The organism is Streptomyces sp. Y7, assembly GCF_043195415.1.
Taxonomy (GTDB): domain Bacteria; phylum Actinomycetota; class Actinomycetes; order Streptomycetales; family Streptomycetaceae; genus Streptomyces.
In genome coordinates this window covers 53,088-75,588 of sequence record NZ_JBIDDQ010000036.1, presented here as the reverse complement: position 1 = coordinate 75,588, position 22,501 = coordinate 53,088, and the positions used below count along the sequence as shown (strand labels likewise).

The window sequence follows — 22,501 nt, the reverse complement described above, 5'->3', positions numbered from 1 at the left end:
CACGCCTGCGCGCGCGGGCGCACCGGGGGGGGCCGGCGCGTGAAAGGGGCGTGCGGGTGGCGGGGTCTGCTGACGGTTGCGGGGGGGGCGGCGGGTGGCGGCGGAAATGCGAGTGCCGGGGCGGGCGGGGGCACGCGATGATCCGGGGCATGAGCGATACGGCGGAGCGGGACGGCGGACAGCGGGTGGAGCGGGGCGGACGGGGGGCAGCGGATCAGGGTGGGGCGACGCCCGCACAGCCGTCGCCGGGCGAGCGGCCGCTGGGCGGGCGATCGCCCGGCGAGCAATTGTCGGACGAGCCGGTGTCGGACGACGAGCGGCGCAAGCGGCGGCGCGTGCTCGCGCGCCCCGGCTTCCTGGGCACCCTCCGCGAGCGCCTGGCGCTCCTGGACGAGGCGCGTGCGCTGGATCTGCACGACCTGGACGCGCCGTCGGACCTCTACGGCGACGGCATCGTCGAGGCCCTGGAGGAGAAGACCGCCGGGCTGCTCGGCAAGGAGGCCGCGGCGTTCTTCCCGACGGGCACCATGGCCCAGCAGGTGGCCCTGCGCTGCTGGGCGGGCCGTACCGGGAACCCGACCGTCGCGCTGCACGCGCTCGCCCACCCCGAGATGCATGAGCGGAATGCGTTCAGCCAGGTCAGCGGCTTGCGCCCGGTCCGTGTGACGAGTGAGCCGCGACTGCCGACCGCCGCCGAGATACGGGACTTCGACGAGCCCTTCGGCGCCCTGATGCTCGAACTGCCGCTCCGGGACGCCGGCTTCGTGCTGCCCACGTGGCAGGAGCTCACGGAGGTCGTGGAAGCGGCGCGGGAGCGCGAAGCGGTGGTGCACTTCGACGGCGCGCGCCTGTGGGAGTCCACGGTCCACTTCGGCCGTCCGCTGGAGGAGATCGCGGACCTCGCGGACAGCGTCTACGTGTCGTTCTACAAGTCCCTCGACGGCTTCGGCGGCGCCGCCGTCGCCGGTCCGAAGACGCTGGTGGACGAGGCGAAGGCATGGCGGCACCGCTATGGCGGCTCGGTCTTCCAGCAGTTCCCGACCGCGCTGTCGGCCCTGGCCGGCCTGGAGCGGGAGCTGCCCCGGCTGCCCGAGTACGTCGCCCACGCGCGCGTGGTGGCCGCCGCGCTGCGCGAGGGGTTCGCGGCGGCCGGGGTGCCGTGGACGCGGATCCACCCCGAGCCGCCGCACACGAACGAGTTCCAGGTCTGGCTGCCGTACGACGCCGACGTCATCGCCGAGGCCGCGATCCGGCACGCGGAGGTGACGAGGACCGTCCTGTTCGCCAACGGCTGGGAGGCCAAGGGCCCCGGGCTGGCCTTCACGGAGGTCTACGTGCGCGCCGCGGGACTGGAATGGACGGCCGACGACGTACGGGAGGCCGTCGCCCGGTTCGTGGCCCTGCTGACCGAGGAGGTCACCAGGTAGAGCGCGGCCGCCCGTGCAGCCACCGCCCGAGGGCGTGCCGGATCCGCCCGTGGGCCGGGCGCCCGGCGACGACCGCCCTGAACTGCCGGTCCTCGCGGATCTCGCGCACGACCTGCCAGTCGTGGGTGCCGGGCTCCGGCGGGGCCGCCTCGCCGAGCTGCCGGGCACGGTAGGTGTCGAGGAGGTACTGCTGCGTGATGCTCATGGCTGATCGCCCTCTCGGGACGTGGGAGGCATGACGTGGGTGGGTGATCGGGTTCCGCGGCTGCCCCGGTGATCCCAGGCTGCGCCGGGTGCCGCCGCCGCGTCGCGTGGATTGACGGCCGCCGTCAATCGACGGCGGCGTTGTCGGTGGCGGGGTGCACCATGAAGGACATGAGCGTGACCATCGACATCGCGGGGCTGCGGCCGGAAAGGCTCGCCGTGGTGCCCTCCCCCCTGGCCGAGCTCGGCATGGCGCTGCACGCGCTGTCGGAGCCGGGGCACCACCCGGGCCTCCAGGGCTGGGTGACGGGCGTGACGGCCCGGCTGGACTCCCATCTGGCCGACCGGATGTGCGAGGCCGACTTCCTGTGGCGGACGACCTTCTCCGACCTGTTCATGCCCTTCGCCGGCATCCCGGGCCGCAGCACCCTCCCGGGCGCGACGCTGGCGGAGGAGCTGGACCAGCTGGACAAGCTCACCGACGAGCAGTTCGTGGAAGCGGCTCTGGAGTTCACCTGCGCCCTGCCGTACAGCACCAGCGGGCCCGACGCGCTGTCCGATCCCGAGGTGCGGCACCGGGCGCTGGATCTCGCCGCCGCGCGCGGGCCGCGGCAGCTGCGGTTCAGTGAACGGCTGCTCGTCGATCCGCCGCGGATCAGGGCCTGGCTGCGACAGTTCCTCCAGGACTGCGACGAGGCGTTCTTCGCGGAGGCCTGGTCCCGGCTGCGGCACCAGCTGGCGAACGACGCCCGGCACAAGACGGACCTGCTGCGGCGCAAGGGCCTCACGGAGGCGCTGGCCCACGTGTCCCCGGCGGTGACCCTGGACGAGCCGGCCGCGCGGATCACCGTCGACAAGCTGGGCGAGGGCCACACGGCCGTGGGCGACGGCGGCCTCCTCCTCGTCCCGACGAGCCTGGGCTGGCCGCACCTGATGGTCCTGCACCGCCACGACTGGCAGCCGGTGCTGCACTACCCGGTCGGCTCCCCCGAGCTGGCCGCGCCGCCCTCGGTCGAGCAGCTGGCGCTGCGGATGACCGCCCTGTCCCACCCCGTGCGGATGCGTATCTGCCGCCACCTCGCCCGCAGCGCGTACACCACGGGCGAGCTGGCACAGGTGCACGGCATGACGGCACCGGAGATATCCCGGCACCTGGGCGTCCTGAAGAAGGCGGGCCTGATCACCACGCGCCGCCGCGGGCGGTACGTCCTGCACCAGCTGGACGTGACGATGGTGGCCCGGCTGGGCAGCGACTTCCTGGAGGGCATCCTCCGGTAGCGGTCCGCGCCGGAGCTCAAGGGCGTCGTCCGGCGGCGGCCCACCTCGGGGCTCAGTCGAACCGGATGTGCCTGACTCCCACGCCGGCCTGCCGCAGCCGTGTGCGCAGCGCGCCCTCGTTGTTGGGCCGCAGCCGCAGTCCGGCCAGCACGGCGATGCGGTCGGCCGTCCTGGGCACGGTCGCGTGGTCCGTCCACAGATGCTCGGCGAACTCCGGCTCGCGCAACCGCTCCAGGCAGTGGTCGAGCTGCCGCACGGCCCAGCTCTCCCGGCGCAGCCCGGCGTTCTTCCCGGCGACGTACTGAAGGAGGTGTCCGAAGCCGCGCTCGCGCAGCCGCTTCAGGACGGTCTCCCGCTGGGCGAGGAGGCTGAAGTGCCGTACGTCGTGGCCGAGTTCCCCCAGCCGGCCGACGGTCTCGGCGAAGTAGTCGGAGTTCGTGACCGTCATGGGGGCGATGACCACGCCGTCGTGCCGGGTGAGCGCGAGGTCGAGCACCTCGACCACGCCCTGCCGCCAGGACGTCAGGTCCTGGAAGTTGTCGATCAGCGGCCTCCGGCCGCGGGCACCCCGCAGTTCGGGCGGGAGCGTGCGGCGCAGACCGAACCCGGCGTGCTCCGGGTCGCAGATGACGCTGCCGGGCAGACGGCGCTGGATCTCGTGTGCGGTCTGTGTCTTGCCGCCCCCGAAGGGGCCGTTGATCCACAGGAGCATGCGCAGACCCTAGTGGGCACCGGTCACGCCGGGGTCACGCCCCCGCGCCCGTCAGCCGTGCCCGCCGGCGCGGACCAGCCCGGTCTCGTAGGCGAGGACGACGACCTGTACCCGGTCGCGCAGTCCCAGCTTGGTCAGGATGCGGCCGACGTGGGTCTTCACGGTCGCCTCGGACAGCACCAGCCGGGCGGCGATCTCGCCGTTGGACAGCCCCTGCGCGACCAGCACCATGACCTCGCGCTCACGGTCGGTGAGCCGCTCCAGCTCCTTGTACTGGGGCTCCTTGCCGGCGGACGGCAGCATCGGCGCGAACCGGTCCAGCAGGCGCCGGGTGGTGGACGGGGCGACCACCGCGTCGCCGCTGTGCACCGAGCGGATGGCGGCGAGGAGCTCCCCGGGCGGCACGTCCTTGAGCATGAAGCCGGAGGCGCCCGCCTTGAGCCCGGAGAACGCGTACTCGTCGAGGTCGAAGGTGGTCAGGATCAGCACCTTGGGCGGCTCGGCCTCGGCGCAGATGCGGCGGGTGGTCTCCACGCCGTCCAGCTTCGGCATGCGCACGTCCATCAGCACGACGTCGACGGCCGTCGAGCGCAGCACCTGGAGGGCCTCGACGCCGTCGCCCGCCTCCGCGACGACCTCCATGTCCGGCTGGGCGGCTAGCACCATCCGGAACCCGGTGCGCAGCAGCACCTGGTCGTCGACGAGCATCACGCGGATCGCCATCGGGGTCCTCTTCCGTGTCTTCCGTATCCGTCTACAGGGCCGTTACAGGTGTCAATCAGGGGCATGGCTGAGAGGTCAGTGTGCGGGTTTGAGCGGCAGCAGCGCACTGATGCGGAATCCTCCGCCGGGGCGCGGTCCCGCGTCCAGGGTTCCGCCGACCATGCCGACCCGCTCGCGCATGCCGATCAGGCCGTGCCCGCTGCCGTCGGCGCCGCCGTCCTCGTACAACTCGTGCGGGGCGCCCTTGCCGTCGTCCTCGACGAGCAGACCGAGGCCGTCGTCGAAGTAGACCAGGCGCACGCTGGCGCCCGCGTTCGGCCCGCCGTGCTTGCGGGTGTTGGTGAGCGCCTCCTGCACGATGCGGTACGCCGTGAGCTCGACGCCGCTGGGCAGCGGGCGCGGGGTGCCCTCGACCTTGAAGTCGACCGGCAGGCCGGAGGTGCGGCACTGCTGGATGAGGTCGTCGATCTGCTCGACGTCGGGCTGCGGGACGTACTCGCCGCTCTCCTGGTGCTCGCCGGTGCGCAGCACGCCGAGCAGGCGGCGCATCTCGGCGAGGGCCTGCCGGCCGGTGGAGGAGATGGTCTCCAGGGCTTTCTTGGCCTGGTCCGGGGCGGAGTCGAGGACGTAGGCGGCACCGTCGGCCTGCACGACCATCACGGAGACGTTGTGCGCGACGACGTCGTGCAGCTCGCGTGCGATCCGGGCGCGTTCGGCGGCGACCGCGACCTTGGACTGCGCCTCGCGCTCCTTTTCGAGCCGGGTCGCGCGCTCCTCCAGCTGCTCGTAGTAGGCGCGGCGGGTGCGGATCGAGTCGCCGAGGACCCAGGCGAGCGCGAACGGCACGGCCATGAAGATCATCAGCGCGATGTTGCCCAGGACGCTGGAGTCCTCCTCGGGCCAGCGGACCTGCGCGAGCGGCGCGGCGCACAGCCCGACGCCCAGGGCGAGGCGGGAGGCCCAGCGGGCGCCGGTCGCGGCCACGGTGTAGGTGATCACCAGGAACGCGAAGTTGGCGGGCGTCGTCGCCACGTCGAGGGCGAGCTGTGCCAGCCCCACCCCGATGGCCAGCAGGAGCATCTTCTCCGGCATCCGGCGGCGCAGCGCGATCACCAGGCACAGCAGGAGGACCATCACGATGATGGCCGCCTCTGAGTCCGTGCCCGGAGGGTTCTGCCCGCCCTCGTCGCGGACGGACACGGTGACCACAGAGATCCCGAGCAGGAAGACGGCCCAGAAGCTGTCGACCCACGTCGGGTGTCTGCGGATGAAGTCGTAGAGGCGCTGCACGTAACCCAGCGTAGGGAAGGCAGATGTGTGCAGGGGTCAACCGGAGGGCCGATCCGCATCCCGCGCGCGTACTCCCCAAGGTGGAGGCTGCGTTCTTCTGTGCGCTTAGCCTGGGCCGGTGACAGCAGAGGCGACGGACGAGTGGCACGGGTGGCGCACGGCAGCGGAAGCCGCTCTCTACGGGCCGGACGGCTTCTACCGCCGCCCCGAGGGCCCGGCCGGGCACTTCCGTACGTCCGTCCACACCTCGCCGCTCTTCGCCGCCGCCGTGGCCCGGCTGCTGTGCCGCGTCGACGAGGCCCTCGGCAGGCCCGCGCGCCTCGACATGGTCGACATGGCCGCCGGCCGCGGCGAACTGATCACCGGCGTCCTGGCCGCGCTGCCCGCCGAGGTGGCGGCACGCACGCGTGCGTGCGCCGTCGAGATCGCCGACCGCCCGCGGGCCCTGGATCACCGCATCGAGTGGCTGCCGGAGCCCCCGTCCCGGATCAGCGGGCTGCTGTTCGCCAACGAGTGGCTGGACAACGTCCCCGTGGAGATCGCCGAGGTCGACTCCGCGGGCGTACCGCGCCAGGTCCTCGTACGCCGGGACGGCACCGAGCGCCTCGGGGATCCGGTCACCGGGGCCGCGGCGGAGTGGCTGGAGCGGTGGTGGCCGCTGGGGGACGTGGAGGGGGCGCGGGCCGAGATCGGCCTGCCCAGGGACGGGGCCTGGGCCGCCGCGGTCGCGGCCCTGGACCGGGGCCTGGCGGTCGCCGTGGACTACGCGCACACGGCGTCGGCCCGGCCGCCGTTCGGCACCCTCACCGGCTTCCGTGAGGGGCGCGAGACGGCACCCGTCCCGGACGGTTCGTGCGACATCACGGCCCATGTGGCGCTGGACGCGTGCGCGCTGCCCGGAGCGGGCCTCATGACCCAGCGCGCCGCCCTGCACGCCCTGGGCGTCACCGGCGCGCGCCCGCCGCTGGAGCTGGCCTCCACCCGCCCGGCGCAGTACGTACGCGCCCTGGCGAGCGCGGGCGAGGCGGCCGAGCTGACGGCGAGGGGCGGCCTGGGCGAATTCGGCTGGCTCGTGCAGCCGGTTGGGATTCCGAACGTACTGGCGCAGGGGCAGGGCACCCCGGCGGACTGACGACCGACGTCACCCCCGACCGTCACGCGCCTCTCGACGGGCTCACGACCGTCGGCTGCCCGACGGACGGACGGACCCGCCTACTTGTCGATGTCCCCCACCACGAAGAACATCGACCCGAGGATCGCCACCATGTCCGCGACGAGCGTCCCCGGCAGCAGCTCCACCAGCGCCTGGATGTTGTTGTACGAGGCGGAGCGCAGCTTCAGCCGGTACGGGGTCTTCTCGCCCTTGCTGACGAGGTAGTAGCCGTTGATGCCGAGCGGGTTCTCGGTCCACGCGTACGTGTGGCCCTCGGGCGCCTTCAGCACCTTGGGCAGCCGCTGGTTGATGGGCCCCGGCGGCAGGTCCACGAGACGGTCGAGGCAGGCGTCGGCGAGGTCGAGGGCGTTGTGCGTCTGCTCCAGCAGGCACTCGAAGCGCGCGAGGCAGTCGCCCTCCTCCCGGGTCACCACCCGCAGGACGTCCCCCAGCTCGCCGTAGGCGAGGTAGGGCTCGTCGCGGCGCAGGTCGAAGTCCACACCGGCGGCGCGCGCGATCGGCCCGCTCACGCCGTACGCGTGCACGATCTCCGGCGTGAGAGCGCCCACGCCCCGCGTGCGCCCCCGGAAGATCTCGTTGCCGAGGACCAGGTCGTCGAACCGGTCCATGCGGGAGCGCACGTCGGCGACGGCGGTACGCGCACGCGTGGTCCACCCGGCCGGCAGGTCCTCCTTGAGGCCGCCGACCCGGTTGAACATGTAGTGCATCCGGCCGCCGGAGACCTCCTCCATGACGTGCTGGAGTTCCTCGCGCTCCGTGAAGGCGTAGAAGATCGGCGTGATCCCGCCCAGCTCCAGCGGGTACGACCCCAGGAACATCAGGTGGTTGAGCACCCGGTTGAGCTCCGCGAGCAGCGTCCGCGTCCACACCGCCCGCTCGGGCACCTCCATGCCGAGCATGCGCTCGACGGCGAGGACGACGCCCAGCTCGTTGGAGAAGGCCGACAGCCAGTCGTGGCGGTTGGCGAGCATGATGATCTGGCGGTAGTCACGGGCCTCGAAGAGCTTCTCGGCGCCGCGGTGCATGTACCCGATCACCGGCTCCGCGCTGATGATGCGCTCGCCGTCCAGCACGAGCTTCAGGCGCAGCACTCCGTGCGTGGACGGGTGCTGGGGCCCGATGTTGAGCACCATGTCGGTGCTCTCCGCGGCGCCGCCGATACCGACCATGGTCTCCGTCGTAGGAGTCATGGACACAGTCTCTCCTACGTACGCTGACCTCATGGAGACGGGGAGCCCACAGAACACGGGGACGGCGGGGGACGACGAGCGGGCGGGGAACGAGCCGGAGTGGACCGGGCTGCCGCCCGGTCTGCTGCGGATGCGCCGCCTGCTGCTGGTGGTGTGGCTGGGACTGCTGACGATCGGCCTGGCGCTGCTGCTCGGCCTGCTCGCCGGGCCGCCCTGGGCGGCCTTCGCGGTGCTGCCGCCCGCGCTGATGGTGTGGGGCTGGGTGATGCTGGGCCGCAACTGGCGTTCGTGGCGCTACGCCGAGCGCGCCGACGACCTGCTGATCAGCCGGGGCGTGCTGTGGCGCGAGGAGACGGTCGTGCCGTACGGCCGGATGCAGCTGGTCGAGGTCACCTCGGGTCCCGTGGAGCGGCACTTCGGGCTGGCCAGCGTGCAGCTGCACACGGCGGCCGCCGCGACCGACGCCACCATCCCCGGCCTCGATCCGGCGGAGGCGGAACGGCTGCGCGACCGGCTCACCGAGCTGGGCGAGGCCCGATCGGCGGGCCTGTGACGACGCCCGGCGTCGACGACGCCGTACGCGGCCGTCGGCCGGTCTCCGAGCGTCGGCTGCACCCCGTGACGCCGCTCAGGCGCGCGTGGGCGCCCGTGGCCGTGCTGATCGGCTGGGCGGTGCACGACCCGGACCAGGCGCAGCGCCAGCTCACCAGACTGACCACGACCACCCTGCTGATCGCGCTCGCGGTACTGCTCCCCGCGGCCGCCCTGTACGGCTTCCTCACCTGGTGGTTCACGCACTTCGCGGTGACCGACGCGGAACTGCGCATCCGCACCGGACTGCTGTTCCGGCGCACCGCGCACATCCGGCTGGAACGCATCCAGGCGATCGACGTCACCCAGCCGCTGCTCGCGCGCGTGGCGGGCGTGGCGAAGCTGAAGCTGGACGTCATAGGCGCCGACAAGAAGGACGAACTCGCCTTCCTGGGCGCGGAGGAGGCGCGCGTCCTGCGCGCGGAACTCCTGGCGCGCGCCGCCGGTTTCGCCCCCGAGACGGCGCACGAGGTCGGTGAGGCGCCGTCCCAGCAACTCCTGCGGGTCCCGCCGGCCGTCCTGGCCGTCTCGCTCCTCCTCACCGGCGCGACGTGGGCGACGCTGGCCGCCGCACTGGTCGTACCGACGATCCTGTGGCTGGTCACCGAGAGCGCGTGGACGGTCCTGGCGACCGCGATTCCCCTGTTCGGCGCGGCGGGGGCGAGCAGCGTCGGGCGGTTCGTCACCGAGTACGACTGGACGGTGGGCGAGTCGCAGGACGGTCTGCGCATCGACCACGGCCTCCTCGACCGCGCCCACGAGACGGTGCCGCCGGGCCGCGTGCAGACGGTACGGATCGTCGAGCCGCTGCTGTGGCGACGACGCGGCTGGGTGCGCGTGGAACTGGACGTCGCCGGCTCCGCCAACTCGCTCCTGCTCCCGGTGGCGCCGCGCGAGGTCGCCGAGTCGGTCGTCGCGCGCGTGCTGCCCGGAGTGACGGTCCCGAGCCGCGCCTCGCTGTCGCGGCCGCCGCGCCGCGCGGCCAGGTGCGTCCCGCTGTGGTGGCGGGGCTACGGACTCGCCGTCACGGACGCGGTGTTCGCCACCCACACGGGCCTGCTCCGCCGCAGCCTCGCGCTGGTGCCGCACGCCAAGGTCCAGAGCGTCCGGCTGGCCCAGGGGCCCTGGGAGCGCCTGTGGGGCGTCGCCGACGTCCATGTGGACACGGGGGCCAACAAGACCGTCACCGCCCGTCTGAGGGACGCGGAGGAGGCGGCGGAGCTGCTGCGGAGCCAGGCGGAGCGATCCCGCACGGGCCGCCGGGACGCCCGTCCGGACCGCTGGATGGCGTGACCGACCGAAGAGGGTGGGCCGGGACGGCCGGAGGCGATCGGCCGGAGAGGGCGCGGGTGGGGGGCGGGCCGAGAGCGGATGGGGCGTGGGCGTGGCCCGGGCGGAGAGCGGATGGGGCGCGGGCGCGGCCCGGGCGGGGCACGGAAATCGGCCGGAGCGAGTGCGGTCGGGACCGTCGAAGGACTGATCGGCCGGAGAGGGCGCGGTCGGGCGCGAACGCGACGGAAGCGGGCGCCGGGCCGACCACTCCGAACGCCGCCCACCCCGAACGCCACCGGCCACCGGCCACAGGCCACAGGCCACAGGCCACAGGCCACAGGCCACAGGCCACCGGCCCTGAACGCCGTCGGCCGCCCCGGCGGACTCGGGACGGCCGTAAAACGTGGGGCCCGGAGAGGGCTTCGCCGGGGCGAGCCTCGGAAGGCCCGCTCCCCGCGTCAGGAAACCGCGCTCCGCAGCCCCTGTACGTCGATCTGCTCCGTCTCGTCGTGCGCCGTCAGGTCGATGACCTGGCCGATGCCCCGGGACTCCTCGCCGGCGGGCTTGAACTCGGCCTCGGACTCGGCCTTGTGCAGGGCGAGGGCCTCCTGGCCGACGACGTCGGCGAGGTCCTCGTTCTGGACGGTCTCGAGCGCGGACTCCGCATCCTGCTTCGTGCCGAAGAAGTCGAACCCGCCCTCGACCGAGGGACGTCGCACGGGCGCGGCCGGTGCGACGGCGACCGCGGTGGGCTCGATGAAGTGCCCCGCCGGACGCCGAGCCGCGGGAAGAGTCGCCGGCAGGGCCGGCCGGGTCGCGGCGACCGCACCAGCCGGCGTGACGGCGGCCGCGTGCTCATGCCCGTCGACCGCCCCGGGCTTCCCCTGCGGGTCGTCCTCCAGCGCCGGCTCCGTCTCGGACCCGCCGGCCCCTTCCACCTCGGCGTCGCCGGAGGCGTCCTTCAGCGGCCTGCCGCCGGACGGGCCGTCGCCCTTCGGGGGGTCGTTCTTCGGTCCCTCGCTGGAGGGCTTCCGCTTGGAGGACAGGCGCTTGGCAGCAGCGTCCTCGACCGCCTGGTCCAGGGCCGAGCGGTCGCTGACCTGCTCGTCCTCGGCCGCCTCGCCGCCGACGGGCGACTGCGACGCGTCCTCGGGGGACGCGACCGACGCGGCGGTCACCTCCGACTCGACGGAGTCGGCCGACTCGGCGGACGTCTCCTCGGGCGAGCTCTCGTCGGACGCCTCGCGCGCGCCCCCGCCGTCGCTCGCGCCCTCGTTCTCGTCCTCGTTCTCGTCCTCGGCCGCCGCCTCGCCCTTCGCCGGCTCCCCGTCCTCGTCGAACCGCGCCAACGCGGCCTTGGCGCGCAGGAACAGCCGCGAACCCTCCGGCGAGAAGACCCTCGCGTCCGCGGGCGCCTCCTCGGAGACCTCGGCCTCCTCGGTGACCTCGGCGTCTTCCGCCGCCTCGTCGTCCACCGCGAACTCCGCGTCGTCCGCATCGGCCGGGGCAGCCACAGCCCCCGCCTCCTCGGCGGACTCGGCGGTCTCCGCGGACTCGGTCACGGTGTCGTCATCGGCAGCCTCGGCCGCCCGGTCACCCGGCACCGGCGGCAGCGCACGCGCGGGCGTGGTGGCCTCTATCTCCAGAACCCGGCGCTCCTCCAGGACGCTCGCCCGCTCGGTCTCCGCCGTGGCGTACCGCCGCAGCAGCGAGGCGTGCTCGTTGCGCAGCCCGGCGAGCTCCGCCCGCTTGCCCCGCAGCCGCTGCTCCAGCTTCACGCGCAGCTCGCGCGACTCCTCGAGGTCGGTCTCCAGTTCGGCGACCCGCTCCTCGTGCCGCCACTCGTCGCTGGCACGCGCGCGCGTGAGGTCGGCGACCTGCTTGCCGGCCTGTGTGTCCCAGCGGCGCATGACGACCGCACCCACGACCGCCGTCGCCGCGGCGACCGCGGCCAGGCCGCGCAGCGCCATGGGTTCGGTGAACACCCAGGGGGCGAGCGCACAGACGACGGACACGCCCGCGATCGCCGACGGGGGCAGCATCCTGTGCAAGGGCGGTGAATGGCGGTGACGTCCACGTGGCATGGCCAGAAACTTACCGCGCGTAGGCGAATCTTGGTGCCCCGCCCCGTAAAAAGACAGCCATCCCGAGTCGTTCACTTGGCATCAGGATTCAGTTCCGTCACCTAATTGGCCACGAACCAAGATCAAAAAGCCGGATCGGCCACCTCACCTGCCACCCAGCCGCCCGCTCATCCACTCCAAGGTCCCCGGAATCTCCCGCCGCCAGGTGTTGAAGTTGTGCCCTCCGCTTTCGAGGACGATCGATGAGATCCGGGTCAGCCCGGTCGCCTTCACACGGTCAATGAACTTCAACGTGTCCTTGTAGTTGGATTCTCCAACTTTGCTGCTGCTGACGAGCAGTGAAGTGTCCGGGGCGGGCATGTGCTTGAGGTACCACCACAGGTTCGCGCGATTGCGCAGTTCCTCGTCGCCCTGGAAGAGATCGCCGGTCGTGGCGTCGATCGGCGCCTTGTAGTAGGCGGAAAGCCCCGCCCCGGCGGCGTACACCCGCGGATGGTGCAGGGCGAGCTTCAGCGCGCAGTATCCGCCGGTGGAGTCGCCGATGACGCCCCAACTGCCCGGATTCCCGCCCACCCTGTAGTGGCCGCTCATGGCCTCGGGCAGATCCGCCGCGAAGAACGTCTCGGTCTGCGGGCCGCCGGGAATGTCCACGCACTCGGTGTCCCGCGGCGGCGCCACGGTCGGCCGCATCATCACCAGGATCATCGGCTCCATACGGCCCCGCGCGACCAGCCGGGCGGCCGTGCGCGGGTAGTCGAGCTTGTCCACCAGCGCTTTCGCCGTTCCCGGATAGCCGGTGAGGACGACGGCCGCGGGGAACGTACGCGTGCGGTACTCCGGCTGAAAATACTCGGGCGGCAGATAGACGTACGCGGGCGTCGCGATACGGCTGGTGCGCCCGACGATGTCGACCTTCTGGATCTGACCGCCCCGTTGCGGACCGGCGCTCGCCGCCCCCGGCACCCGCTGCGTCCCGGTGACCCGCAGCGGCCCGCCCGCCGGCACGTGGTCCACGACGACGCCCTGGTCCTTCTCCTGCCCGAACAGGTCGGCCCAGCTCGCGTAGAACCCGAAGGCCTGGTTGGCGAGGAGCCCGGCCGACGCGAAGAGCGCCAACTGCGTGGCGAGCAGCAGCCCGACGCGCCCGGCGACGGCTCGCGGGCCCCGCCGTGCCAGCCGTGGCCACCGCCACACCGTGCCGACGAACAGCCCTACGGCCGCGAGCACCGCCAGCGCCGGCACCTTGTCGCTCGTGAGACCCATCGATGGTTACCTGTCCGCGCTTTCCGCCCGGGACCACGCGCGGACACCTGCACCGCGCGTCCTCTCCCCCGCACCTTCGCAAGGGCTTGCCCCGGACTTTCCTTGGCCTTTGAAACGGTTTTGGGGAGCCGAGTGAACCTCTCCCCTCAAGACACCGTCCTAGAGGGCGCAATGTCGCCGGATGCCCGAATCGGCACCGGATCCAAGGTCTCTCGCAGAACTAATGGGATGCGATGTCTGTCAGGACAGATGTGGAAATGTCGGGCAAGGTTCCTCAACGATCTCCCCAGGTGGGGCATCTGTCGAGCCGTGCGCGGAACGTGCTGCGCGGCCCGCGCCCAGAGGTTGTTCCCGTCCTCCTCGGCAGGGCCTGCGCCCTGGTGGGCCTGCTGGACGTGGCCGCCGGCGTCTTCCCGCGCTTCCGGCACAGCCGTATGCACGCCATCGCCGAAGTCCTCCCCGGCGCGACGGGCCCGTTCGCGGCCGCCCTCTCGCTCAGCGCCGGCGTGCTGTTGCTGCTGCTCGCGCACGGCCTCAAGCGCTGCAAGCGCAGGGCCTGGCGCGCCGCCGTCGTCCTGCTGCCGGCCGGAGCGGTGGCGCAGTTCACCTACCGCCACTCCGTCATCGGCGTCCTGATCTCCCTCGCGCTGCTCGCACCCCTGCTGCGCCACCGCGACCAGTTCGCGGCGCTGCCCGACCCGCGCAGCCGCTGGCGCGCGCTCGCCAACTTCGTCCTCATGGGGGCCGGTTCGCTCGCCCTCGGGCTGGTCATCGTCAGCGCCCACCCGAAGACCCTGATCGGCGACCCGAGCCTCGCGGACCGCATCACCCACGTCCTGTACGGCCTGTTCGGCTTCGAGGGCCCGGTCGACTACCAGGGCACCACCTCCTGGACGGTCGCCTTCTCCCTCGGCGCTCTCGGCCTGCTCACCGCCGTCACCACCATCTACCTGGCCTTCCGCCCCGAACACCCGGCCGCGGCCCTGACCGAGGACGACGAGGCCCGGCTGCGCGCCCTGCTCGTCAGGCACGGCGGCCGCGACTCCCTCGGCCACTTCGCGCTGCGCCGCGACAAGGCCGTCGTCTTCTCCCCCAGCGGCAAGGCCGCCGTCACCTACCGCGTCGTCTCCGGCGTGATGCTCGCCAGCGGCGACCCCATCGGCGACGTGGAGGCCTGGCCCGGCGCCATCGAGCGCTTCATGGACGAGGCCAAGGCCCACTCCTGGACCCCCGCCGTGATGGGCTGCTCCGAGACCGGCGCCGAGGTGTGGACCCGCGAGACCGGGCTCGACGCCCTCGAACTGGGCGACGAGGCGGTGGTGGACGTCCCGGATTTCTCGCTCACCGGCCGCGCGATGCGCAATGTGCGCCAGATGGTCAAGCGCATCGAGCGCGCCGGTTACGAGACCCGGGTACGCCGCGTCCGTGACATCGGCGAGACCGAGCTGGAGCGGATCCGCCAGGCCGCCGAGGACTGGCGCGGCACCGACACCGAGCGCGGCTTCTCCATGGCCCTGGGCCGCGTCGGCGACCCGTCCGACGGCGACTGCCTGATCGCCACCGCCCACAGAATCGAAGGGGCGGCGCGAAGCGCCTCAGGTCGGGCGGCGGTGGGAGACGGGTGGGACGACGACGAGCCGGGCCCGTACGGCGACCTCAAGGCGATCCTGCACTTCGTGCCCTGGGGCACCGACGGCGTCTCCCTGGACCTCATGCGCCGCGACCGCGCGGCCGACCCCGGCATGAACGAACTGCTGATCGTGGCCGCCCTCCAGGCCGCCCCGAAGTTCGACATCGCGCGCGTGTCCCTCAACTTCGCCATGTTCCGCTCGGCGCTCGCGCGCGGCGAGAAGATCGGCGCGGGCCCGGTGCTGCGCGCCTGGCGGGGCCTGCTGGTCTTCCTCTCCCGCTGGTTCCAGATCGAGTCGCTGTACAAGTTCAACGCCAAGTTCCAGCCCCGCTGGGAGCCCCGCTTCGTGGTCTACCGCGCCTCGGCCGACCTGCCCCGCCTCGGCTTCGCCGCCATGCAGGCCGAAGGCTTCGTGAACATGGCCCTGCCGCTGCCGCGCTTCCTGCGCCGCCGCACGTCCGCCCCGCGCCCGTGTGCCCACCGGGTGGCGGAGCGGGACATCCAGGCGGCCTAGCGGCAGCGCCGCGAAGGGGCGCGGGGAACTGCGCGACCAGCCACGACGGGCCCGCAGCCGCCCACCGACCTGTTCCGGCACCTGCAGGGGCGCGCTCGGCCCACCCGGCGGAGCGCATACGCTGAACGTATGAGCAAGCACAGCGGACGCGGGCGCGTCGCGGGCCTTCCCCAGTGGGACCGGTGCGCGGTCATGGGAGTCGTCAACGTGACCCCTGACTCCTTCTCCGACGGCGGCCGCTGGTTCGACACGACGTCCGCCGTCAAGCACGGCCTCGCCCTGGTCGAGGAGGGCGCCGACCTGGTCGACGTGGGCGGCGAGTCCACCCGCCCCGGCGCCACCCGGGTCGACGAGGCCGAGGAACTGCGCCGCGTCATCCCCGTCGTCCGCGGCCTCGCCGCCGAGGGCGTCACGATCTCCGTCGACACCATGCGCGCCTCCGTCGCCGAGCAGGCACTCGCCGCCGGCGCCGCCCTCGTCAACGACGTCAGCGGCGGCCTCGCCGACCCCGCGATGATCCCGGTCGTCGCCGACGCCGGCGCCCCCTTCGTCGTCATGCACTGGCGCGGCTTCCTCGACGGCGGAAACGTCCAGGGCGTGTACGAGGACGTCGTCGCCGAGGTCGTCGACGAGCTGCACGCACGCGTGGAGGCCGTCCTGGAGGGCGGTATCGCCCCCGACCGCATCGTCGTCGACCCCGGCCTCGGCTTCTCCAAGGACGCCGAGCACGACCTCGTCCTCCTCGCCCACCTCGACCGGCTGCTCACCCTCGGCCACCCCCTGCTCGTCGCCGCCTCCCGCAAGCGGTTCCTCGGCCGGGTCCTCGCCGGCCCGCAGGGCGCGCCGCCGCCCGCCCGTGAGCGCGACGCCGCGACAGCCGCCGTGTCGGCGCTCGCGGCGCAGGCCGGCGCATGGGCCGTACGCGTGCACGAGGTCCGCGCCACGGCCGACGCCGTACGCGTCACACGCGCCATCGAAGAGGCGCGCGACGCCGGGACCGCGCGCGGCACCGAAGGAGCCCGGTGAGCGCCCCGCACACCGACGTCGAACAGGTGGAGGCAGCCAACACCGCCTTCTACGAGGCCGTGGAGCGCGGTGACTTCGAGCAGTTGTCGAAGCTGTGGCTCACCCCGACCGACCTCGGCGTCGACGAGACCTACCACGACCCGGCCGACGCCGGCGTGATCTCCTGCGTGCACCCCGGCTGGCCGGCGCTCACCGGACGCGGCGAGGTCCTCCGGTCGTACGCGCTGATCATGGCGAACACCGACTACATCCAGTTCTTCCTCACCGACGTGCACGTCTCCGTCACTGGCGACACCGCCCTGGTGACCTGCACCGAGAACATCCTCAGCGGCGGGCCCGCGCCCGACGCCGGCGAGGAGCTCGGCCCGCTCGTGGGCCAGCTCGTGGTCGCCACGAACGTGTTCCGGCGCACCACCGAGGGCTGGAAGATGTGGTCGCACCACGCCTCGCCCGTTCTGGCCGAAAACGACGACGACGAGAGCGACGACACCCCCGCCTGAGTGGGTAGGCGCCGTACAGGACCCTCGGGGCCTCACCAAGGTCCCGGGATTCCCGGGGACGACCGCGGCAATGCGCCCAAACCCGCACGACCACCCGCAAGAAGGCCTGCGGGGCCCGCACGGGACCAAGAAGTGGTTGGAATCACGTGGGTGCGGGTAGGGGCGGCTACCAACCCGTGAGCCACCGGATTCCCCAGGGGAAACACACGATGAATCCTGCGGCCCCGGACCGGGCCCACGCCCCCGTGGCCCGGCCCTGTCAGTGCCCGCAGGTAGATTCGTTCGAGGCCGGTGTGCCGCCCGCACACGGCATCGACCGGCCGTCACCGACGATTGCAGGAGTGATTCGCGTGGATCGTGTCGCGCTGCGCGGCCTGAAGGCCCGCGGGTACCACGGCGTGTTCCCCGAGGAACGCGCACAGGGCCAGATCTTCGTCGTGGACCTCGTCCTGGGGCTCGACACCCGGCCTGCCGCCGCGGACGACGACCTGGCGAAGACCGTGCACTACGGCATCGTGGCGGAGGAGGTCGTCGCCGTCGTCGAGGGCGACCCGGTCAACCTCATCGAGACGCTCGCAGAACGCATCGCCCAGGCCTGTCTGAAGCACGAAGGGGTCCACGAGGTCGAGGTCACCGTCCACAAACCGGACGCACCGATCACGGTCCCCTTCGACGACGTGACCGTCACCATCACCCGGAGCCGAGTATGACTGCACCCTTCATCCAGGGCCCCAGCGACCCGACCGTACAGCCGGTACCCGCCTCCGTCGTCGAGCAGGTCGACGCCGCCGACACCACCCTCAGCAACCCCAAACGGGCCGTGATCTCCCTCGGCTCCAACCTCGGCAACCGCCTGGAGACCCTCCAGGGCGCCATCGACGCGCTCGAGGACACCCCCGGCGTGCGCATCAAGGGCGTCTCCCCCGTCTACGAGACCGAACCCTGGGGCGTCGAGCCGGGCAGCCAGCCCTCCTACTTCAACGCTGTCGTCGTCCTCAAGACCACGCTGCCCCCGTCCTCCCTGCTGGAGCGGGCGCACGCCGTGGAGGAGGCCTTCCACCGGGTCCGCGACGAACGCTGGGGCGCCCGCACCCTTGACGTCGACATCGTGGCCTACGCCGACGTCGTCTCCGACGACCCGCACCTCACGCTCCCCCACCCGCGCGCCCACGAACGGGCCTTCGTCCTCGCCCCCTGGCACGACCTGGAACCCGAGGCCCAGTTGCCCGGCCGCGGCGCGGTCGCCGACCTCCTCGGCACTCTCGCCCTGGACGGCGTGGCGCCGCGCGTGGACCTGGAACTCCAGCTGCCCGAATAGTCGTTAAGGTCAAGACGACCACAATCCGCGGGCACCCGGGGGAGCTGAAGGAACACCGTGAGAGAGCTGCGCATCAGGCTGCTGGCCGGCGTGTTCATTGTCGCCGGAGTCCTGTCCTGGGCGGGTGCCCGCCTGTGGAACGCCGTCGGGACCCTGCCCAGTGTCCCGCTGGCCGCCCCCATCGTCCTCGCCCTGATCGCCGTGGTCCTCCTGTCCACGGCGATCTCCATCCGCGCCCGCCTCAAGGCCCAGCGCGAACGCCGGCCCGAGGCCAAGGGCGTCGACCCCCTGATGGCAGCCCGCGCGGTGGTCTTCGGTCAGGCCAGCGCCCTGGTGGCCGCCCTTGTCGCCGGCATGTACGGCGGCACGGGCGTCTTCCTCCTGGAACACCTCGACGTCCCCGCCCGCCGCGACCAGGCCATCTACGCCGGCTTCTCGGTCCTCGCCAGCCTCGGCGTCATAGCGGCAGCCGTCTTCCTGGAACGCGTCTGCAAGCTCCCGGAGGACGACGAACACAACGGCGCGGGCGCCACGCCGACGACGTAGCGCCCTCGGCTCACCAGGACTGGCGGGCGAGGTGCCCGTTCATGAGAAAACCCGGGTCAACAAGCTGCAAGGGATGCCGCTCAGGGCTTGAAGGAACCTCGTATCGTTCCCGACACGCTTTCCGCGTCGGCGTCCAAGCGAGCACCGTTCCGTCAGCGTGCCAGTATCAGGCTCATTGCCTCGGCGCGGGTCGTGGCGTCCCGAAGCTGACCGCGCACCGCCGACGTCGTGGTCTTGGCGCCGGGCTTGCGAATCCCACGCACCGACATGCACATGTGCTCGGCCTCAATGACGACGATCACGCCCCGAGCCTCGAGGATCTTCATGAGGGAGTCGGCGACCTGCGTGGTGAGTCGTTCCTGCACCTGCAGCCGCCGGGCGAAGACCTCGACCAGCCGCGCAAGCTTCGACAGGCCAGTGATCTTGCCGCTTTCGGCGGGAATGTACCCAATATGAGCTACGCCATGGAATGGCAGCATGTGATGCTCACATAGACTCACGATCTCGATGTCCTTCACCAGGACCATCTCGTCATGCCCGATGTCGAACGTGGTCGTCAGAACGTCCTCAGGCTGCTGCGTATGTCCCGCCAGAAGCTCCCGATACGCCCGCGCCACCCGTCCCGGCGTCTCCCTGAGACCCTCGCGGTCCGGGTCCTCGCCGACCGCGATGAGCAGTTCGCGTACGGCGTTCTCGGCGCGCTTCTCGTCGAACTCGCCGATGCGGCCCTCGCCGTCCAGCGTCACGGGGTCGGTCATGTGGTGCCTCGTTCCTTCGCGGGTGGCGCGTGTGGGTCACGCGTCTGAACTGCGGGCATACGAAAGTGCCGCGCCCCCCAGGCTAGAACCAGGGGGGCGCGGCATCCATTCCGGGCCCGGTGCTGCGCACCGGGTGGGGCGTCAGCTCTCGGGACGCTCCTCGGGAGCCGGCTCCGTGGCCGGGGCGGGCTCCGTCACCGTGGACTTGGCGGTGCTGATCGCCGGGGTCGCGCCGTTGGCGCCGTTCGTCAGGGCGAGCTCCTTGGGGGAGAGCACCGGCGGACGGGTGGACGGCGTGCGGCGGGACGACCCGGTCCAGGCGGGCCGCGGGGGACGCTTGACGATGGGGGCGAAGATCTCGGCGATCTCCTCCTTGCCCAACGTCTCCCTCTCCAGCAGCTGCAGGACCAGGTTGTCGAGGACGTCGCGGTTCTCGACCAGGATCTCCCAGGCCTCGTTGTGCGCGTTCTCGATGAGCTTCTTGACTTCCTCGTCCACCAGCGCGGCGACCTCTTCCGAGTAGTCGCGCTGGTGAGCCATCTCACGTCCGAGGAAGGGCTCGGTGTTGTCGCCGCCGAACTTGATCGCGCCGAGACGCTCGGTCATGCCGTACTGCGTGACCATCGCGCGTGCGGTGGTCGTGGCCTTCTCGATGTCGTTGGCTGCGCCCGTGGTCGGGTCGTGGAAGACGAGCTCCTCGGCCGCGCGGCCGCCCAGCATGTAGGCCAGCTGGTCCAGCATCTCGTTGCGGGTCGTGGAGTACTTGTCCTCGTCCGGCAGGACCATGGTGTAGCCGAGCGCGCGGCCTCTGGACAGGATCGTGATCTTGTGGACCGGGTCGGAGTTCGGGGAAGCCGCCGCGACCAGGGCGTGTCCGCCCTCGTGGTACGCGGTGATCTTCTTCTCCTTGTCCGACATGATCCGGGTCCGCTTCTGCGGGCCCGCCACGACGCGGTCGATGGCCTCGTCCAGCATCTGGTTGTCGATGAGCTTCTTGTCGGAGCGGGCGGTGAGCAGGGCGGCCTCGTTGAGGACGTTGCTCAGGTCCGCGCCGGTGAAGCCCGGCGTACGGCGGGCGACCGCCGACAGGTCGACGTCCGGGGCGACCGGCTTGCCCTTCTGGTGAACCTTGAGGATCTCCAGACGGCCCTGCATGTCCGGGCGGTCGACCGCGATCTGGCGGTCGAAGCGGCCGGGGCGCAGGAGGGCCGGGTCGAGGATGTCGGGCCGGTTCGTCGCGGCGATGAGGATCACGCCGCCCTTGACGTCGAAGCCGTCCATCTCGACGAGCAGCTGGTTCAGGGTCTGCTCGCGCTCGTCGTGACCGCCGCCCAGGCCGGCGCCGCGGTGGCGGCCGACCGCGTCGATCTCGTCGACGAAGACGATCGCCGGGGCGTTCGCCTTGGCCTGCTCGAACAGGTCACGGACTCGGGAGGCACCGACACCGACGAACATCTCGACGAAGTCGGAACCGGAGATCGAGTAGAAGGGGACGCCCGCCTCGCCGGCGACGGCGCGCGCGAGGAGCGTCTTGCCGGTACCGGGAGGCCCGTAGAGCAGTACGCCCTTGGGGATCTTGGCGCCGACGGCCTGGAACTTGGCCGGCTCCTGCAGGAACTCCTTGATCTCCTGGAGTTCCTCGACGGCCTCGTCCGAACCGGCGACGTCCGAGAACGTCGTCTTCGGGGTGTCCTTGGTGATGAGCTTGGCCTTGGACTTCCCGAAGTTCATGACTCGGGAGCCGCCGCCCTGCATCTGATTCATCAGGAACAGGAAGACGACGACGATGAGGACGAAGGGGAGCAGGGAGAGCAGGATCCCGACGAACGGGTTCTGCTTGGACGGCGAGACCGTGTAGCCGTCCGGGATCTGCTTGTCCTGGTACTTGTTCTGCAGCGTGCTGGCGATGGTCACGCCTTGGTCGCCGATGTAGCTCGCCTGGATCTTGGTGGCGCCCTCGACCTTTTCGCCGTCCTTGAGCTGGACCTTGATGGTGTTCTCGTCACCAGTGGTCAGCTTGGCCGACTCGACCTTGTTGTCATTGATCGCCTGGACGACCTGGCCGGTGTCCACCGTCTTGTAGCCGCCGGACGAGCCGACGACCTGCATCAACACGACCACGGCAAGGACGGCCAGCACGATCCACATGACCGGCCCACGGAAGTATCGCTTCACGTCCATCCATACGGAGCGGTGCCGCCCCGTCCCTCCTGCCATAGTGAGTTTGATAAGACAGTTCTTCTGACGGTACCCCAGCTTTGTCGCGCGAAGCCGCACGGGACGGCTGGCAAGCCCGTCTGCATGCTCCAACGGCGCGAGGCCCGCCGGGGTTCCCGATCTTCGTACGGGGCTTGGGCCCTTCGGGTCCGCGGTCGCGGACCGTGGGGTTCAGCCGCCGTAGACGTGGGGCGCGAGCGTACCGACGAACGGGAGGTTGCGGTACTTCTCGGCGTAGTCGAGGCCGTAGCCGACGACGAACTCGTTGGGGATGTCGAAGCCGACCCACTCGACGTCGATGGCGACCTTCGCGGCGTCCGGCTTGCGCAGCAGGGTGCAGATCTTCAGGGTCTCGGGCTCGCGCGAGCCGAGGTTGTTGATCAGCCAGGACAGGGTCAGGCCGGAGTCGATGATGTCCTCGACGATCAGGACGTGCCGGCCCTTGATGTCGGTGTCGAGGTCCTTGAGGATCCGCACCACACCGGAGGACTGGGTGCCGGCGCCGTAGGACGACACCGCCATCCAGTCCATCGTGACGGGGGTGGACAGTGCCCGGGCGAGGTCGGCCATGACCATCACCGCGCCCTTGAGGACACCGACGATGAGCAGGTCCTTGCCCTCGTACTCCGCGTCGATCTTCGCCGCCAGCTCTGCCAGCTTGGCGTCGATCTCTTCCTTGGTGATGAGCACCTGCTGGAGGTCGGCACCCATGTCTTTCGCGTCCACCCGCATCACTTTCGGTCGGTCGTCCCGCATTCTCGGCTCACCGGCCCCTCCGTGGTCT

21 protein-coding genes are annotated in these 22,501 nt (G+C 71.7%); 11 read left to right on the top strand and 10 right to left on the bottom strand.

Annotated elements, in window-relative coordinates:
* Positions 1-149: 149 nt before the first annotated feature.
* Positions 150-1,427 carry a threonine aldolase family protein gene (locus tag ACGFW6_RS41845; protein WP_393522058.1) on the top strand — a complete coding sequence of 426 codons (1,278 nt, stop codon included), beginning with the start codon at positions 150-152 and terminating at the stop codon, positions 1,425-1,427.
* Here ACGFW6_RS41845 and ACGFW6_RS41840 read toward each other — a convergent pair.
* Positions 1,417-1,632, bottom strand: a complete 216-nt coding sequence (locus tag ACGFW6_RS41840) for a hypothetical protein (protein ID WP_393522056.1) — start codon at positions 1,630-1,632, stop codon at positions 1,417-1,419. The two genes, ACGFW6_RS41845 and ACGFW6_RS41840, sit on opposite strands and share 11 nt — an antisense overlap.
* A 170-nt stretch (positions 1,633-1,802) precedes the next feature.
* Between ACGFW6_RS41840 and ACGFW6_RS41835 the strand changes: the two genes are divergently transcribed.
* A complete protein-coding gene (locus ACGFW6_RS41835; protein WP_393522054.1) occupies positions 1,803-2,909 on the top strand; it encodes a DUF5937 family protein in 1,107 nt (368 codons plus the stop codon).
* 52 nt (positions 2,910-2,961) lie between these two features.
* Here the strand turns inward: ACGFW6_RS41835 and ACGFW6_RS41830 are convergent, their stop codons facing one another.
* From ACGFW6_RS41830 to ACGFW6_RS41820, 3 genes are all read right to left on the bottom strand, one after another.
* Positions 2,962-3,621 carry an AAA family ATPase gene (locus tag ACGFW6_RS41830; protein ID WP_393522052.1) on the bottom strand — a complete coding sequence of 220 codons (660 nt, stop codon included), beginning with the start codon at positions 3,619-3,621 and terminating at the stop codon, positions 2,962-2,964.
* Between the two features lie 51 nt (positions 3,622-3,672).
* A complete protein-coding gene (locus tag ACGFW6_RS41825; RefSeq protein ID WP_393522050.1) occupies positions 3,673-4,344 on the bottom strand; it encodes a response regulator in 672 nt (223 codons plus the stop codon).
* A gap of 75 nt (positions 4,345-4,419) precedes the next feature.
* Positions 4,420-5,634: a sensor histidine kinase gene (locus tag ACGFW6_RS41820; RefSeq protein ID WP_393522048.1), complete on the bottom strand. Its 1,215-nt coding sequence runs from the start codon at positions 5,632-5,634 to the stop codon at positions 4,420-4,422.
* Between the two features lie 118 nt (positions 5,635-5,752).
* On the opposite strand from ACGFW6_RS41820, the gene ACGFW6_RS41815 reads away from it, so the two are divergent.
* Positions 5,753-6,766 carry an SAM-dependent methyltransferase gene (locus ACGFW6_RS41815; protein WP_393522046.1) on the top strand — a complete coding sequence of 338 codons (1,014 nt, stop codon included), beginning with the start codon at positions 5,753-5,755 and terminating at the stop codon, positions 6,764-6,766.
* Positions 6,767-6,846: 80 nt separating this feature from the next.
* Here ACGFW6_RS41815 and ACGFW6_RS41810 read toward each other — a convergent pair whose 3' ends face one another.
* On the bottom strand, positions 6,847-7,998 hold the full coding sequence (locus ACGFW6_RS41810; RefSeq protein WP_393522044.1) for an NADH-quinone oxidoreductase subunit D: 1,152 nt from the start codon (positions 7,996-7,998) through the stop codon (positions 6,847-6,849).
* 31 nt (positions 7,999-8,029) lie between these two features.
* Here ACGFW6_RS41810 and ACGFW6_RS41805 point away from each other — a divergent pair, with 31 nt between their 5' ends.
* A complete protein-coding gene (locus tag ACGFW6_RS41805) occupies positions 8,030-8,551 on the top strand; it encodes a PH domain-containing protein (protein ID WP_393522042.1) in 522 nt (173 codons plus the stop codon).
* Positions 8,548-9,882 (top strand): PH domain-containing protein, encoded by a 1,335-nt coding sequence (locus tag ACGFW6_RS41800; RefSeq protein ID WP_393522040.1) that lies wholly within the window; start codon positions 8,548-8,550, stop codon positions 9,880-9,882. The genes ACGFW6_RS41805 and ACGFW6_RS41800 overlap by 4 nt, the downstream gene beginning before the upstream one ends.
* Before the next feature lie 437 nt (positions 9,883-10,319).
* On the opposite strand, the gene ACGFW6_RS41795 is transcribed toward ACGFW6_RS41800, so the two are convergent.
* Together ACGFW6_RS41795 and ACGFW6_RS41790 are read right to left on the bottom strand one after the other, a co-directional pair.
* Positions 10,320-11,903: a hypothetical protein gene (locus ACGFW6_RS41795; protein ID WP_393522038.1), complete on the bottom strand. Its 1,584-nt coding sequence runs from the start codon at positions 11,901-11,903 to the stop codon at positions 10,320-10,322.
* A 186-nt stretch (positions 11,904-12,089) separates the two neighbouring features.
* Positions 12,090-13,208: an alpha/beta hydrolase gene (locus ACGFW6_RS41790; RefSeq protein WP_393522036.1), complete on the bottom strand. Its 1,119-nt coding sequence runs from the start codon at positions 13,206-13,208 to the stop codon at positions 12,090-12,092.
* 257 nt (positions 13,209-13,465) lie between these two features.
* Here ACGFW6_RS41790 and ACGFW6_RS41785 point away from each other — a divergent pair, with 257 nt between their 5' ends.
* The 6 genes from ACGFW6_RS41785 to ACGFW6_RS41760 all read left to right on the top strand — a co-directional run bounded on the left by ACGFW6_RS41785 (position 13,466) and on the right by ACGFW6_RS41760 (position 18,742).
* Complete coding sequence (locus tag ACGFW6_RS41785; protein WP_393522034.1) at positions 13,466-15,352, top strand: phosphatidylglycerol lysyltransferase domain-containing protein; 1,887 nt, start codon at positions 13,466-13,468, stop codon at positions 15,350-15,352.
* Between the two features lie 129 nt (positions 15,353-15,481).
* Positions 15,482-16,378 carry a dihydropteroate synthase gene (gene folP, locus ACGFW6_RS41780; RefSeq protein WP_393522032.1) on the top strand — a complete coding sequence of 299 codons (897 nt, stop codon included), beginning with the start codon at positions 15,482-15,484 and terminating at the stop codon, positions 16,376-16,378.
* Positions 16,375-16,878, top strand: coding sequence for a nuclear transport factor 2 family protein (locus tag ACGFW6_RS41775; RefSeq protein WP_393522030.1), 504 nt, complete (start codon positions 16,375-16,377; stop codon positions 16,876-16,878). Before folP ends, ACGFW6_RS41775 begins: the two co-directional genes overlap by 4 nt.
* A gap of 350 nt (positions 16,879-17,228) precedes the next feature.
* The gene (gene folB / locus ACGFW6_RS41770) at positions 17,229-17,588 is read left to right on the top strand and encodes a dihydroneopterin aldolase (RefSeq protein ID WP_107904545.1); all 360 of its coding nucleotides are present in this window, start codon (positions 17,229-17,231) and stop codon (positions 17,586-17,588) included.
* Complete coding sequence (folK, locus tag ACGFW6_RS41765) at positions 17,585-18,196, top strand: 2-amino-4-hydroxy-6-hydroxymethyldihydropteridine diphosphokinase (RefSeq protein WP_393522028.1); 612 nt, start codon at positions 17,585-17,587, stop codon at positions 18,194-18,196. The genes folB and folK overlap by 4 nt, the downstream gene beginning before the upstream one ends.
* 57 nt (positions 18,197-18,253) lie before the next feature.
* Positions 18,254-18,742 carry a DUF3180 domain-containing protein gene (locus ACGFW6_RS41760; RefSeq protein ID WP_393522026.1) on the top strand — a complete coding sequence of 163 codons (489 nt, stop codon included), beginning with the start codon at positions 18,254-18,256 and terminating at the stop codon, positions 18,740-18,742.
* Between the two features lie 152 nt (positions 18,743-18,894).
* Here the strand turns inward: ACGFW6_RS41760 and folE are convergent, their stop codons facing one another.
* From folE to hpt, 3 genes are all read right to left on the bottom strand, one after another.
* Positions 18,895-19,500, bottom strand: coding sequence for a GTP cyclohydrolase I FolE (gene folE, locus ACGFW6_RS41755; RefSeq protein WP_328880154.1), 606 nt, complete (start codon positions 19,498-19,500; stop codon positions 18,895-18,897).
* Between the two features lie 141 nt (positions 19,501-19,641).
* Positions 19,642-21,681 (bottom strand): ATP-dependent zinc metalloprotease FtsH, encoded by a 2,040-nt coding sequence (gene ftsH / locus ACGFW6_RS41750; protein ID WP_126899287.1) that lies wholly within the window; start codon positions 21,679-21,681, stop codon positions 19,642-19,644.
* A gap of 207 nt (positions 21,682-21,888) precedes the next feature.
* Complete coding sequence (gene hpt / locus ACGFW6_RS41745; protein ID WP_380851003.1) at positions 21,889-22,449, bottom strand: hypoxanthine phosphoribosyltransferase; 561 nt, start codon at positions 22,447-22,449, stop codon at positions 21,889-21,891.
* Positions 22,450-22,501: the final 52 nt, after the last annotated feature.